This window comes from Poseidonocella sp. HB161398 (assembly GCF_005870025.1).
GTDB lineage: Bacteria > Pseudomonadota > Alphaproteobacteria > Rhodobacterales > Rhodobacteraceae > Mangrovicoccus.
The window spans coordinates 114,856-128,891 of sequence record NZ_VATA01000009.1; the positions used below are offsets into that span (position 1 = coordinate 114,856).

The window sequence follows — 14,036 nt, forward strand, 5'->3', positions numbered from 1 at the left end:
CCCGCCCGAGCTGCCCCCCGACTGGCTCCACGAGGATACGCATTCCATGGACATCCGCACCATCACGCCGGACTTCTCGGCGTCGCCGCAGATCCAGCCCTCCGATCTGGAGGAGATCGCGCGGCTGGGCTTCCGCTCTGTCATCTGCAACCGCCCCGACGGCGAAAGCGCCGATGCCCCGGCCTTCGCCGAGATCGCCGCCGCCGCCGAGGCGGCCGGGCTGGAGATCGTCCACCAGCCGGTGGTCTCCGGCAAGGTGGAGGATGCCGACGCCGCCGAATTCGGCCGCGTCCTGTCGCGGCTGCCGAAGCCCGCGCTCGGCTATTGCCGCACCGGCACGCGCAGCACGATCCTGTGGTCGCTGAGCCAGGCCGGCAGCAGGCCCCTGCCCGAGATCCTCGAGCGCACCAAGGCGGCAGGCTACGACATGGCGGGGGTCGTGCGGCGCATCGCCAATGGCGGCCGGACGCCGACCGACACGGGCGACGCCTCCTACGAGGTGGTGATTGTCGGCGCGGGGGCTGCGGGCATCTCGGTCGCCGCCTCGCTGAAATCGCGGATGCCCGGGCTGCAGATCGCGATCATCGACCCGGCGGATATCCACTACTACCAGCCCGGCTGGACCCTGGTCGGCGGCGGCGTCTTCGAGCCGGCGGACACGGCGCGCACCATGGGCAGCCTGATCCCCAAGGGCGTCACCTGGATCAAGTCCTTCGTCGCCGCCTTCGAACCGGACGACAATGCCGTGATCCTCGATGGCTGCCGGGTGGTGAAGTACAAGCGGCTGATCGTCTGCCCGGGGCTGAAGCTCGACTGGCAGAAGGTCGAGGGCCTGGTCGAGACGCTGGGCAAGAACGGCGTCACCTCGAACTACCGCTACGACCTGGCGCCCTATACCTGGGAGCTGGTGCAGGGGCTCAAGTCGGGCCGCGCGCTCTTCACCCAGCCGCCGATGCCGATCAAATGCGCCGGCGCGCCGCAGAAGGCGATGTACCTCTCCGCCGATCACTGGTTCCGCACGGGCGTGCTGAAGGATATCGACGTCCAGTTCATGAATGCCGGCGGCGTGCTCTTCGGCGTGAAGGACTATGTCCCCGCGCTGATGGACTACGTGGAGAAATACGGCGCCACGCTGAACTTCTTCCACACGCTGATCCGCGTCGACGGACCGGGCAGGACCGCGACCTTCAAGGTGGCGAAGCCCGACACCGCGCCGGCCGAGGTGACGGTGGCGTTCGACATGATGCATGTCTGCCCGCCGCAATCGGCGCCGGATTTCATCAAGGTCTCGCCCCTGGCGGACGCCGCGGGCTGGGTCGATGTCGACCAGATCACGCTGCGCCACAGGACCTATGACAATGTCTGGTCGCTGGGCGACGTGATGAACGCGCCCAATGCCAAGACCGCCGCGGCCGCGCGCAAGCAGGCGCCGGTGGTGGCGGCGAATGTCGTCGCCGATATCCGCGGCGGCGCGCCGACCGGCGGCTATGACGGCTACGGCTCCTGCCCGCTGACGGTGGAGCGCGGCAAGATCGTGCTGGCCGAATTCGGCTATGGCGGGACGCTGAAGCCCAGCTTTCCGAAATGGCTGGTCGACGGCACCAGGCCCACCCGCGCCGCCTGGTGGCTGAAGGAACGCGCGCTGCCGCCGATCTACTGGAAGGCGATGCTGCGCGGCAAGGAATGGATGGCGAAGCCGGAACCGGTCAGCGCCGAATGACAGACATGCGGAAGGCGGCGCCCGCCTTCCGTCCGATCCCGCGCCGCCCCGGGCCCGACCCGGGGCCTCCGCGTTCTCCGATGAAGGACACCGACCCGTGCGCCCCGATCTCAAACGCTTCTTCCCGATCCTCGACTGGGGCCGCCGCTATACGGGCGAGACCCTGACCAACGACCTCGTCGCCGCGGTGATCGTCACGATCATGCTGATCCCGCAATCGCTGGCCTATTCGCTGCTCGCCGGCCTGCCGCCCGAGATCGGCCTCTATGCCTCGGTGGCGCCCCTGGTCCTCTATGCCGTCTTCGGTACCTCGCGCGCGCTGGCCGTCGGACCGGTCGCCGTGGTCTCGCTGATGACCGGCGCCGCGATCGGCCGGCTCGGCATCACCGAACCGGCGGCGATGATCGGCGCGGCGGTCACCATGGCCTTCCTCTCCGGCGCGATCCTGCTGGCGCTCGGCGTCTTCCGGCTGGGCTTCCTGGCGAATTTCCTCAGCCATCCGGTGATCGCGGGCTTCATCACCGCCAGCGGCATCCTGATCGCCGTCAGCCAGTTGAAGCACATCCTGGGCGTCAGCGCCGGCGGCGACACGCTGCCCGATCAGCTCGAGGCGCTGTGGCACGCGCTGCCCCAGACCAATCTCTGGACGCTTGCCATCGGGCTCCTGGCGCTCGGCTTCCTCTTCTGGGGCCGCACGGGGCTGAAGCCGCTGCTGCAGAAGGCCGGGCTGCGTCCCAAGATGGCCGGGATCGCCGCCAAGGCCGGCCCGGTCGCCGCGGTGATCGCCACCACGGCGGCGGTCGCGGCGCTCAGGCTCGACGAGGCGGGCGTGCCGATCGTCGGCGACATCCCCCGCGGCTTCCCCGGCCTGGCGCTGCCGGGCTTCGATCTCGGCCAATGGGCGCAGATGGCGGTGCCGGCGCTGATGCTCTCGATCATCGGCTTCGTCGAATCCGTCTCGGTGGCGCAGACCTTCGCCGCCCGTCGCCGCCAGCGGATCGACCCGGACCAGGAGCTGGTCGCGCTCGGCATGTCGAATTTCGGCTCCTCGCTCTCGGGCGGTCTGCCGGTGACCGGGGGCTTCTCGCGCTCGGTGGTGAATTTCGACGCCGGCGCCGAGACGCCCGCGGCCGGGGCCTTCACCGCGGTCGGCATCGGCCTGGCCGTGATGTTCCTGACGCCGCTGCTCTATTTCCTGCCCAAGGCGACGCTGGCGGCGACGATCATCGTCGCGGTGCTGAGCCTGGTGGATTTCTCCATCCTGAAGAAGACCTGGTCCTACAGCCGCGCCGATTTCGCCTCGGTGCTGGCGACGATCCTGGTGACGCTGGGCCTCGGGGTCGAGGCCGGGGTCTCCGCCGGGGTGGGGCTGTCGATCGCGCTGCATCTCTTCAAGACCGCGCGGCCGCATGTGGCCGAGGTCGGATGCGTGCCGGGGACCGAGCATTTCCGCAACATCCGCCGCCACGAAGTGGCGACCGAGCCGTCCATCGTGACGATCCGCGTCGACGAGAGCCTCTACTTCGCCAATGCGCGCTTCCTCGAGGACTATGTCTACGACCGCGTGGTGAAGGACAAGGCGATCCGCCATGTCGTGCTGATGTGCCCGGCGGTGAACGACATCGACATGTCGGCGCTGGAAAGCCTGGAGGCGATCAATCACCGCCTCCACGAGATGGGCATCACGCTCCACATGAGCGAGGTGAAGGGCCCGGTGATGGACCGGCTGCAGAAGAGCCACTTCCTCGAAGAGCTCACTGGCAAGGTCTACCTGTCGCAATTCGCGGCGATGCGGGACCTTCTGCCGAAGCCTGATCGCGCTGCCGCGGCGGAATAGATCAGGGAATGACGTTCCCGATCCAGTTGCCATGCGCCCAGCCGAGCCCCCGTCCGGTAATCTGCCGGCGGGGGCCGACCCGATCGCAGGCATCGGCCTGGTCCAACTGTCCGTCGGGCACGAGGATCGCGTACCAGCCGTCCTCGCGGCCGAAGATCGTCACCTGGTCGCCGTTATGCAGCTCGCCGATCTTGGCATAGCCCGAGCCGGGACCGCTGCGCACGGCGAGGAAGCCGTCGCCTCCGGCTTTCAGCCCCATCACCGTGCCGACGCTGCAATTGGCGGCCTCGCCATCGCTTTGATATTCGTAGATCGGCACGTCTAGCGCCGCGGCGGGGAGGGGCAGGAGGAGCGCGCAGAACAGCGCTGCGCCGGGGCGGAATGTGCGGGTCATGGCAAATGGCTTTCCTGAAAGTTGCCGGGAAAGCCTGCCATGGCGCCGGGATTCGGGCAATGACGCGGGGTCAGGTGCGCGGGGTACGGGCCGCCTGGTAGGCCGGGCGCGCGGCCATCCGCTCCAGATAGGCGTCGAAGACCGGGATGCGCGGCATGATCTTCGAGGCCTTCGCCCATTCGGCGCAATGGGTGGCGAGGATGTCGGGCAGGCTCAGGTCGTCGCCGCAGAGGAAGGGCGACTTCTCCAGCCGGCGGCAGAGATGGCGGGCGGCGCGCTCGTATTCCCAGCCGAGCGTCGGCTTGAGATTGGCGACGCGCTTCTCCTCGGGCAGCACGAAGCTGTGCTTGGCCGAGGACCACAGCACGGCGTCCATCTCGTCGATGATGTAGAAGGTCAGCGCGTCCTGCCGGGCCCGCGCGATCGAGCCGGCCGGCGCGGTGAAGGCGTTGTGCCGGTCCGCGAGGAAAGTCATGATCGCCACGGAATCGGTGAGGATATCGCCGTCGACCCGCAGCGCCGGGACCTTGCCCAGCGGGTTGAGCGCGATGATCCCCTCGCTGCGCGGCGTCTCCTCGATGAAGCGGTAGGGCGCGCCCAGTTCCTCGAGCAGCCACAGAACCCGGAAGGTCCGGGTCTTGGGCGAACCGATCACCTCGTACATCAGCGCCTCCCCATCATCGCGAGTCGGATCAGTGCCCGCTCCATCACCGCCATTGGGGGGGCGGTGGCGGCGGAACGCAAGGACAGATCGGTATCAATCAGAACGGTCAGCGCCTGCTCCAGCCGCCGCAGGCCCCAGCCCTGGGCCTGGCGGGCCATGCGGTCGCGGCGCGGGCCGAAGACCGGCGGCTTGACCCGCGACAGGCCGGACTGGACGCCGCCGGGATCGGCGGCCGCGGCATGCAGCGTGCGGAAATGGCGGGTGGCGCCGATGGCGATGGCGACGGGCTGGATGCCCTGGGTCTCCAGCCGCCGCAGGAGCGGGCCGATGTCCTGGACGCGGGCCTCGGCGACGACATGCAGCAGGTCGTCGAGATCGGCCTCCTGGGTCAGCGGCGCCATGTCGGCGATTTCCTGCGGCGTGACCGGCGTCGCGTCGCCCTGCTTGTAGAGGCCGAGCTTGGCGATGACCTGGCCGAAATCTCCGGGATCGAGTGCGCGGGACAGGCCGGAGAGCGCCTCCATCGCCTCGCGGGAGAGGTCGCGCAGACCTTCGCGGGCAAGCTGTGCCTCGATCTCGGCGCGGGACGGCGGATCGTCGTAGACGCCAAGCGCCAGGGCGTTGGGATGCGATTCGAAGGCCTTGCGCAGCTTCGAGCGGGCATTCAGCGCGCCGGCGATGACGACCAGATAGGCGTCGCCCTGCGCATGATCGGCCAGCGCGGCGGCGATCGGCGCCTGCAGCCCGTCGGTCGCGTCCTCGACCAGGACGACGCGCTGGCCCGAGGCGAACATCGAGCGTTCCTTCAGCGCGTCATTGGCCAGGGACGGCTCGCGCCGGAGATCGCCTGCGGCGATCCGGGTCAGGCCCAGGTCGTTTTCCTTGCCGAGCAGCGCGGCGACGATCTCGCGCCGCTTCAGCGAGACCCGCATCGGATCGGCGCCGTAGATCAGGATGCCGGCATGGGACGGGTCGGGCCGCGCGAGATAGCCCGCGGCCTCGCGCGTGGAGAGCTTCACGCCCGATCTCCGCCGGTGTCTCCGGCCGGGACGGTAAGGAACAGCCGGTCGAGGATGCCGTCGGCGAGGATCACCATCAGCCGGCGGTAGGCGTCGCGCTCGGCGGCGAGCGTGGCGACGGTGGTGCCGGTGGCCGAATAGCTGTTGAAGCTGTCATAGCTGCCGCTGGCCACGACATCGCCGTCGAGCGTCTTCAGCACGAATTGCGCCTTGCCGACGATGTTGTAGCGCCGCGTGTCCTGGTTGCGGGTGACGGCGACGCGCTCGGTCGAGGTCTCGAGCGTCACGCTGAGCTGGTAGCGCGGCCGCTCGGCCGGGCCCAGCCGGTCCTGCAGCCGCTGGCGCAGGACGAAGCCGTTCGAGGTGTCGGGCGTGTCGAAGATCACCGCGCGGTCGAGCGCCGCGCCCGAGCCGCCGGGCGCATAGACCGGGGTGAAGCCGCAGCCGGCCGCCAGGGCGGCCAGCCCGCCGAGCAGCGCGCGGCGGGTCAGGCGAAGGGCCGGGGATGCGGGGGACCGCGCCATGCCTCAGACCACGACGTTGACGATCCGGCCCGGCACGACGATCAGCTTCTTCGGGCTGCCGCCGCCGAGCGCCTTCTGCACGGCGGCATCGGCCAGGGCGAGGGATTCGATCCCGGCCTTGTCCATGTCCGCGGGCACCTGCAGCTCGGAGCGCTTCTTGCCGTTGATCTGGATCGGCAGGGTCACGGTATCCTCGACCAGCATCGCCGGATCTGCCCGGGGCCAGTCGGCGGTGGCGGCGAGGCCCTGGCCGCCGAGCATCGACCAGACCTCTTCGGCCAGGTGCGGCGTCATCGGCGACATCAGCTGTGCCATGGCACGCATCGCGAAGCCCTTGGCCGCGGCGGAGGCCTTCGATTTCGCCACCGTGTTGGTGAAGGCGTAGAGCTTGGCCACCGAGGTGTTGAAGGCGAAGCCCTCGATCCCCGCGGTCACGTCGGCGATGGCGCGGTGGGTGGCTTTCTCCAGCGCCTTGTCCTCCTCGGGGCGGGCCTCGTCGGAGGGGCCTGCGGCCCCCGCCTCCTCGGCCCGCTGGCGGACGTCGTCCGCCAGGCGCCAGACCCGCTGCAGGTGCTTGAAGGCGGCCTCGGCGCCGGAGGCGGTCCATTCGACATCGCGTTCGGGAGGCGAGTCGGAGAGGATGAACCAGCGCGCGGTATCGGCGCCGAAATCGCGGATGATGTTCAGCGGGTCGACGACGTTGTTCTTGGACTTCGACATCTTGGCGGAGGGGATGACCTCCACCTCGGCGCCGGTCTCCTTCACGACGGTGCGGCCGTCCTTCTGCTCGACGTCTTCCGGGTAGTGGTAGACGGGCCGGCCCTCGGCGTTGCGCGTCAGGTAGATCGCATGGGTGACCATGCCCTGGGTGAAGAGCGCGTCGAAGGGCTCGCGCGCGCTATCGGGCAGGTGGCCGCAGATGTTCATCGCCCGGGCGAAGAACCGCGAATAGAGCAGGTGCAGGATCGCGTGCTCGATGCCGCCGATATACTGGTCGACATTCATCCAGTAGGCGGCCTCGGCCGGATCGGTCGGGGTGGTGGCGCGCGGCGCGGTGAAGCGGGCGTAGTACCAGGACGAGTCGACGAACGTGTCCATCGTGTCGGTCTCGCGCCGGGCCGGCTTGCCGCAGGACGGGCAGGCGCAGTCGCGCCAGGTCGGGTGGCGGTCGAGCGGGTTGCCGGGCACGTCGAAGGACACGTCGTCGGGCAGCAGGACCGGCAGGTTCGCCTTCTTCTCCGGCACCACGCCGCAGCTGTCGCAATGGACGACCGGGATCGGGCAGCCCCAGTAGCGCTGCCGCGACAGGCCCCAGTCGCGCAGGCGGTAGTTCTCGACGCCCTTGCCCCAGCCCTGCGACTCGGCGAAGCGAATCGTCGCCTCGACCGCCTCTTCGCCGGTGGCCTCGCCGATGCCGGCGAAATGGCCGGTGAAGCGGACCTTCTCGGATTTCATCGGCACCAGCGCCTCGTTGCCGACCGGCGTTTCGTCGCCGAGGGCGAAGAAGGCGTTCTTCACCGGCAGGTCGTATTTCCGGGCGAAATCGAGGTCGCGCTGGTCATGCGCCGGGCAGGCGAAGACCGCGCCGGTGCCGTAGTCCATCAGGATGAAATTGGCGATCCAGACCGGCAGTTCCCAGCTGTCGTCCAGTGGGTGGCGGACGGTCAGCCCGGTGTCGAAGCCGCGTTTCTCGGCCTTTTCCAGATCCGCCTCGGACGTGCCCATCTGTCTGCATTCATTGCAGAAATCGGCGATATCCTCGCGCTCGGTCTCGAGCTGGCGCGCCAGCGGGTGGTCGGGCGAGATGCCGACGAAGCTGGCGCCCAGAAGCGTGTCGGGACGGGTCGTGTAGACCTCGATCCCGGTGAAGTCCGCCACCGGCGCGGTCAGGGTGAAGGCGAATTGCAGGCCGCGGCTCTTGCCGATCCAGTTGGCCTGCATGGTGCGGACCTTCTCCGGCCATTTCTCCAGCCCGTCGAGCGCGGAGAGCAGCTCGTCGGAATAGTCGGAGATGCGGAAGAACCACTGGGTCAGCTCGCGGCGCTCGACCGGGGCGCCCGAGCGCCAGCCGCAGCCGTCGATCACCTGCTCGTTGGCGAGCACGGTCATGTCGACCGGGTCCCAGTTCACCACCGCGTTCTTGCGGTAGACCAGGCCCTTTTCCAGGAAGTCGAGGAACATCGCCTGCTGCTGGCCGTAGTATTCCGGGTCGCAGGTGGCGAATTCGCGGGACCAGTCGATCGACAGGCCGAGCGGCTTCATCTGGTCGCGCATCACCGCGATGTTGTTGTAGGTCCAGGTCTTCGGGTGGCCGCCGGTCGCCATGGCGGCGTTTTCGGCGGGCATGCCGAAGGCGTCCCAGCCCATCGGGTGCAGCACCGAGAAGCCCGCCGACGACTTGTAGCGCGCGATCACGTCGCCCATCGTGTAGTTGCGGACATGGCCCATGTGGATGCGCCCCGAAGGATAGGGGAACATCTCGAGCACGTAGTATTTCTGGCGCTCCGGGTCGTGGCGGGCGGTGAACACCCCTGCCTCGGCCCAGGCGGCCTGCCATCTAGGTTCGACCTCGGTGTGATCGTAGCGGGACATGGGCGACCTCTGGCTGGATGTCTGTCTCTGAACTTGGCGCGCGTGATAGAGCGGGACGGCGGCGCGGTCCAGACCCTGCCGGCCCCGCCTGCCGGCGGGGCGCCGAGCGCCCGGGGATCAGAACTTTTTGTCTTCGATCCGCATCTGCCGCGCGCGGGTGAGGATCGCGTCCTCGATCGAGCGGACGGTGTCCGGCGCCGCGGGGCCGGCGCTGGTGGCCAGCGCGAGGTTCAGCGACCGCGCGTCGAGCGCGGGGTCCTTCACGTGCACGGTCGCGCGGTAGGCGGTGCTGCCGCCCGGGGGACGGCCGTAGTCGAAGACGATCAGGCCCGAGAACGGATCCGCGGCCTTCACCGGCATGAAGGAGAGCACTTCCAGCGAGGCGTCCCAGATATAGCGGTTCACCTCCAGCGTGACGTTGGGATCGTCGTAGTTGCTGAAGAGGCCGAAGAGGTTCTGCTTGTCGGTAAGCGGTTCGCCCGTGCGGACATCTGTATTGTGCGGCCCGGTTTGGTTGCCGGAGCACCCTGCCAGTACGATCGCGCTAAGCGCGGCGGCGAAACTCTTTGCTGCCCAGCTCATGGGACCTCCACAATAGGAAGGGGGACCCGTGTCCCCGCCCGTCGCGCCGTGTCTACCGGATGACGCGCCGGCCGACAAGCTTGCTGTCCCGGCGCGGGCGGAAGCTGTCCCAAGGGCATGCAATGCGCGCCGCGGACGGGCGGACGGGACCATGTGAACGAACTGTGGCATCGGTGCACCAATCCTTGTCCGAGTTTTCAACCGCCGCTCAGCGATTGTTGTAATCAGCCCTCTTCGGCGTGAGATAGGGGCAACTCAATCGGGTCCTCCCGCTTGAGGACCACCTGTAACCTACGAGGGATGACATGAAAAAGATCCTCCTTGCTTCGAGCGCGCTGGTCCTGGTTGGCGGTGCTGCTGCAGCAGAAGTGACCCTGTCCGGCACCGCGTCCATGGGCCTCTATGGCGGCGAAACCAAAATCGACGGCAGCACTGTTGCAACCGTTCCCAGCACCACCGACGACGATCCGCAGTTCTGGACTGACCTCGACGTCACCTTCGACCTGTCGGGCGAGACCGACGGCGGCGTGACCTTCGGCGCCTCCATCGACCTGTCCGACGTCACCGAGAACGGCGGCATCCAGAACGATCGTGACTCCGACTTCGCCGTCTTCGTGTCGGGCGACTTCGGCACCTTCACCATGGGCGACACCGACGGTGCGTTCGACTGGGCGATGCAGGACACCAACTTCGGCCTGTCCGGCACCCTGAACGACAACGAAGAGCACCTCGGCTACCAGGGCATGAACCTGCTGGACGGCTTCTACGACGGTCAGATCGCTCGCTACGACTACGCATTCGACGCTTTCGCAATCGGCGTGTCGGCTGAGATCGACGACGACGCTGGCGAAACCGGCGACGACGGCGGCTACGACGATCCGATGCTCGGCATCGGCGCCAAGTACACCCTGGACCTGGCTTCCGGCTCGATCAACTTCGGTGCCGCCTACCAGGGCGTCAACGACGACGTCTACGTCGCTGGTCTGTCCGCAGCTGCCACCTTCGGCGGCCTGAGCGCTGGCCTGGCCTACTTCGCAGGTGAAGTGAACGGCTTCGGTCTCGAGCTGAACGACGCCGGCACCCAGTACGAGCTGACCGCGTCCAACGACGCAGCTGGCGACGACACCGTCGACATCGAGTACATCGGCGGCTCGCTGGCGTACACCTTCGACGCAATCACCGTCGGCGCCAACGCCGGTACCTACGACGTCGATGGCCTGGACGACCTCTGGGGCGCCGGTCTCGTCGCAGCCTACGACCTGGGCGGCGGCCTGGAGCTGCAAGCCGGCTACGGCTACGGCGAAGCCAAGAACGACGACGGCGTGAAGCTGGAGAACTCCTCCTACTCGTTCGGCGTTGCCATGGAATTCTGATCCCTCGCGGATTGGATTTTTCAGAGAGCGGACCCTCGGGTCCGCTCTTTTCTTTTGCGCGCACGCATGGTCAAACCGCGTCAGCAGACGGAGGGTTTGACCCATGGCACTGGCAGAGATCCTGGAACGCATCCGCGCCGCCGAAAAGCGCGCCGGCCGGCCCGAGGGCGCGGCGAAGCTGATCGCGGTGTCGAAAGTGCAGCCGCTGGAGCGGGTCGAGGCCGTGCTCCAGGCCGGGCAGCGCGTCTTCGGCGAGAACCGCGTGCAGGAGGCGCAGGGCAAATGGCCCGCCTTCCGCGAGCGCTTCGAGGGGATCGAGCTGCATCTGCTGGGCCCGCTGCAGACCAACAAGGTGAAGCCCGCCTTCGACATGTTCGACGCGATCCATTCGCTCGACCGCGAGAAGCTGGCGCGCAAGCTCGCCGAGCTGGCGCAATCCGAGGGCCGCTGCCCCGAGCTGTTCATCCAGGTCAATACCGGCGAGGAGCCGCAGAAGGCCGGCGTGCTGCCCGAGGCGGTCGACGCCTTCGTCGGGCTCTGCCGGCAGCTCGACCTGCCGCTGGCCGGGCTGATGTGCATCCCCCCGGTCGACGAGGAGCCGAGCCTGCATTTCGCGCTCCTGCGCAAGATGGCGGAACGCAACGGGCTGACCGGCCTGTCGATGGGGATGAGCGCGGATTTCGAGAAGGCGGTGGCGATGGGCGCGACGCATGTCCGCGTCGGCTCTGCGATCTTCGGCGAGCGCGTGCCGGCCCCGGCCGAGGGCTGACGGTCAGCCCTTTACGATCAGCCGCGTGCCCGGGCGGGCGCGCGCGATCAGCCACAGGAAGTCGTCGCGCGAGAAGGCCACGCAGCCTTCGGTCGGAAAGCGCGGCCGCCGCCACAGATGCAGGAAGATCGCCGAACCGCGCCCCGGCTCCGCCAGCGGATAGTTCCAGTCGGTCACCAGCACCGCGTCATAGAGCGGATCGGCCCGGCGCAGCGCCTCGTGGCTGAACGGGTAGGGCGCGCGGACGGCGTGGTTGTAATCCGGCTGGCCGGGATCGTCGGACCACAGATCGCCGGGCAGGATCGGCTCGGCCCAGGGCGCGGGCTGCGCCATCCGGTCGGGACGGTAGAGCAGCCCGGCGATATGATGCACCCCGAGCGGCGTCGCGCCGTCGCCCTCGCGCTTGGTCCCGGTCAGCCCGCCCTTGCCGATCGCGGCGGGCAGGCGGCGGCCGAAGGCGCGCACGCCCCAGCGGGTGACGACGATATCTTCCGCGCTCACAGCAGATGCCCCGATTTCGCCGCCTTGGTGTCGAGATAGGCCGAGTTCAGCGGGTTCCGCCCGACTTTCAGCGGCACGCGCTCCGTGACCTCGATGCCGTTTGCCGCCAGCATCTTCATCTTGTTCGGATTGTTGGTCATCAGCCGCGCCTTGGAGAAGCCCAGCGTCCGCAGCAGCTGCGCGCCCAGGCGGAAGTCGCGCTCGTCATCCTCGAAACCCAGCCGGTGGTTCGCCTCCACCGTGTCGAAGCCCTGGTCCTGCAGCGAATAGGCCCGCATCTTGTTCGCCAGCCCGATGCCGCGGCCCTCCTGGTTGAGATAGAGCAGCACGCCCTGGCCCTCGGTCCCCATCTGCGCCAGCGCGCCGCGCAGCTGCGGGCCGCAATCGCATTTCAGCGAGCCCAGCAGGTCGCCGGTGAAGCACGCCGAATGCAGCCGCGCCAGAACCGGCTCGGCGCGGTCGGGGCGGCCGATCTCGACCGCGTAATGCTCCTCGCCGCCATCTTCGGGGCGGAAGACATGGACCCGCCCGGCCTCGGAGACGGCCAGCGGCACCCGCGCCGAGATCACCGGGCCGAAGACCGGCGCCCGGGCGATCCGGGCCAGCGCGGCGGTGGCGTCGAGCCGGGTCAGCATCGCCGGGACATCGGCATCCGCGACCTCGACCAGAACGGCCGCGGGCAGGATCCGCGCCGCCTTGCACAGATGGATTGCCGCGCGATGCGCCAGCGAGGGGCCCTCGCGCTCGGCCCGCAGCGGGCCCTTCATCGGCACGCGCAGGTCGTCGGCGGGATCGGCCACCGCCTTGATCCAGTCCGGACCGGCCTCCCGCGGCAGGAGGATCCGCGCCAGGTCGCCGTCATAGGGGATCGCCTTGAGCGTCTCGGCGCGGCGCGCGGTCAGCGCGACGACCGGCCGGCCCAGATCCTTCATCGACGCGAGCCGCGCGTCGGGCAGGGTCTCGGCGGCCAGCGCCAGCCAGCTGCGCCCGTCATGCGACAGCACGATGCCCGCCCCCATGCGCAGATCCGCCCGGGCACGTGCGATCTCTTCGTCGAGGGTCAGGATCAGGGACATGGGCGGGCTCCGGAATATGTTTCACGCACATAGCGGTTCGCACGGGGAATTGAAACATAGCGCAGGCTGGAGACACGCCTCCGTGAGAAGATTGCAGCAAAACTTGCATCGACCGTGAGCACTAGCATCTGCCATGCAGAAAGACGGAGGCAAAGATGGCCGCATTGAAGAAAATTCTGCTGGTGGATGACGAGGACGACCTGCGCGAGGCGCTGTCCGAGCAGCTGGTGATGACCGAGGAATTCGACGTGTTCGAGGCCGCGACCGGCCAGGAGGCGCTGTCCAAGGTCCGCGAGGGTCTCTACGACCTCGTGATCCTCGATGTCGGCCTGCCCGATACCGACGGGCGCGAGCTGTGCCGGGTGATGCGCAAGCAGGGGATCAAGTGCCCGATCCTGATGCTGACCGGTCACGATACCGACAGCGACACGATCCTCGGCCTTGATGCCGGCGCCAATGACTATGTGACCAAGCCGTTCAAGCTGCCGGTCCTGCTGGCGCGGATCCGCGCGCAGCTGCGCCAGCACGAGCAGTCCGAGGACGCCGTGTTCCAGCTCGGGCCGTACACGTTCAAGCCGGCGATGAAGATGCTGGTCGACGATGCCGACAAGAAGATCCGGCTGACCGAGAAGGAAACGAACATCCTGAAATTCCTCTACCGCGCGGCCGACGGCGTGGTGGCACGCGACGTGCTTCTCCACGAAGTGTGGGGCTACAATGCGGGCGTCACGACACATACGCTGGAGACGCATATCTACCGCCTCCGCCAGAAGATCGAGCCGGATCCCTCCAATGCCCGGCTGCTGGTGACCGAAAGCGGCGGATACCGGCTCGTGGCCTGAGCGGCCGCGGCGGGAAAAGTGGACGACGGGCGGGAACCGTGACAGAGTTAAATGGTTCTCCCCCGCTGAAATCCCTCGCACCGGGGTTATGGTGCACCTCCCTGTTGGACTGCCCGGGCATTTGCCCGGGCTTTTTTTTCGTT

General features: G+C 68.2%; 13 protein-coding genes. 5 read left to right on the forward strand and 8 right to left on the reverse strand.

The features are described 5' to 3' along the window. Positions 1-46: 46 nt before the first annotated feature. Together FGX59_RS09760 and FGX59_RS09765 are read left to right on the forward strand one after the other, a co-directional pair. Complete coding sequence (locus FGX59_RS09760; RefSeq protein ID WP_138466345.1) at positions 47-1,720, forward strand: bifunctional protein tyrosine phosphatase family protein/NAD(P)/FAD-dependent oxidoreductase; 1,674 nt, start codon at positions 47-49, stop codon at positions 1,718-1,720. A gap of 97 nt (positions 1,721-1,817) precedes the next feature. Next, positions 1,818-3,557, forward strand: a complete 1,740-nt coding sequence (locus tag FGX59_RS09765; RefSeq protein WP_138466346.1) for a SulP family inorganic anion transporter — start codon at positions 1,818-1,820, stop codon at positions 3,555-3,557. Between the two features lies 1 nt (position 3,558). Here the strand turns inward: FGX59_RS09765 and FGX59_RS09770 are convergent, their stop codons facing one another. The 6 genes from FGX59_RS09770 to FGX59_RS09795 all read right to left on the reverse strand — a co-directional run bounded on the left by FGX59_RS09770 (position 3,559) and on the right by FGX59_RS09795 (position 9,332). Continuing rightward, on the reverse strand, positions 3,559-3,951 hold the full coding sequence (locus FGX59_RS09770) for an SH3 domain-containing protein (protein WP_138466347.1): 393 nt from the start codon (positions 3,949-3,951) through the stop codon (positions 3,559-3,561). Positions 3,952-4,021: 70 nt separating this feature from the next. Beyond that, positions 4,022-4,615: a glutathione S-transferase family protein gene (locus FGX59_RS09775; protein ID WP_138466348.1), complete on the reverse strand. Its 594-nt coding sequence runs from the start codon at positions 4,613-4,615 to the stop codon at positions 4,022-4,024. Next, positions 4,615-5,634 carry a DNA polymerase III subunit delta gene (holA, locus tag FGX59_RS09780; protein ID WP_138466349.1) on the reverse strand — a complete coding sequence of 340 codons (1,020 nt, stop codon included), beginning with the start codon at positions 5,632-5,634 and terminating at the stop codon, positions 4,615-4,617. Before holA ends, FGX59_RS09775 begins: the two co-directional genes overlap by 1 nt. Next, positions 5,631-6,158, reverse strand: a complete 528-nt coding sequence (lptE, locus tag FGX59_RS09785) for an LPS assembly lipoprotein LptE (protein WP_138466350.1) — start codon at positions 6,156-6,158, stop codon at positions 5,631-5,633. Before lptE ends, holA begins: the two co-directional genes overlap by 4 nt. 3 nt (positions 6,159-6,161) lie before the next feature. Next, complete coding sequence (gene leuS, locus FGX59_RS09790; RefSeq protein ID WP_138466351.1) at positions 6,162-8,750, reverse strand: leucine--tRNA ligase; 2,589 nt, start codon at positions 8,748-8,750, stop codon at positions 6,162-6,164. A gap of 117 nt (positions 8,751-8,867) precedes the next feature. Then, positions 8,868-9,332: a DUF3576 domain-containing protein gene (locus FGX59_RS09795; protein ID WP_138466352.1), complete on the reverse strand. Its 465-nt coding sequence runs from the start codon at positions 9,330-9,332 to the stop codon at positions 8,868-8,870. A 305-nt stretch (positions 9,333-9,637) separates the two neighbouring features. Between FGX59_RS09795 and FGX59_RS09800 the strand changes: the two genes are divergently transcribed. Together FGX59_RS09800 and FGX59_RS09805 are read left to right on the forward strand one after the other, a co-directional pair. Beyond that, the gene (locus tag FGX59_RS09800) at positions 9,638-10,705 is read left to right on the forward strand and encodes a porin (protein ID WP_138466353.1); all 1,068 of its coding nucleotides are present in this window, start codon (positions 9,638-9,640) and stop codon (positions 10,703-10,705) included. 103 nt (positions 10,706-10,808) lie between these two features. Then, entirely contained in the window at positions 10,809-11,474 is a 666-nt protein-coding gene (locus FGX59_RS09805) for a YggS family pyridoxal phosphate-dependent enzyme (RefSeq protein ID WP_138466354.1), read from the forward strand. Positions 11,475-11,477: 3 nt separating this feature from the next. Here FGX59_RS09805 and FGX59_RS09810 read toward each other — a convergent pair whose 3' ends face one another. Next, on the reverse strand, positions 11,478-11,975 hold the full coding sequence (locus FGX59_RS09810) for a L,D-transpeptidase (RefSeq protein ID WP_138466355.1): 498 nt from the start codon (positions 11,973-11,975) through the stop codon (positions 11,478-11,480). Beyond that, positions 11,972-13,051: a GTP cyclohydrolase II gene (gene ribA / locus FGX59_RS09815; RefSeq protein WP_138466356.1), complete on the reverse strand. Its 1,080-nt coding sequence runs from the start codon at positions 13,049-13,051 to the stop codon at positions 11,972-11,974. Before ribA ends, FGX59_RS09810 begins: the two co-directional genes overlap by 4 nt. A 155-nt stretch (positions 13,052-13,206) precedes the next feature. Between ribA and FGX59_RS09820 the strand changes: the two genes are divergently transcribed. After that, a complete protein-coding gene (locus tag FGX59_RS09820; protein ID WP_138466357.1) occupies positions 13,207-13,893 on the forward strand; it encodes a response regulator transcription factor in 687 nt (228 codons plus the stop codon). Positions 13,894-14,036 lie beyond the last annotated feature (143 nt).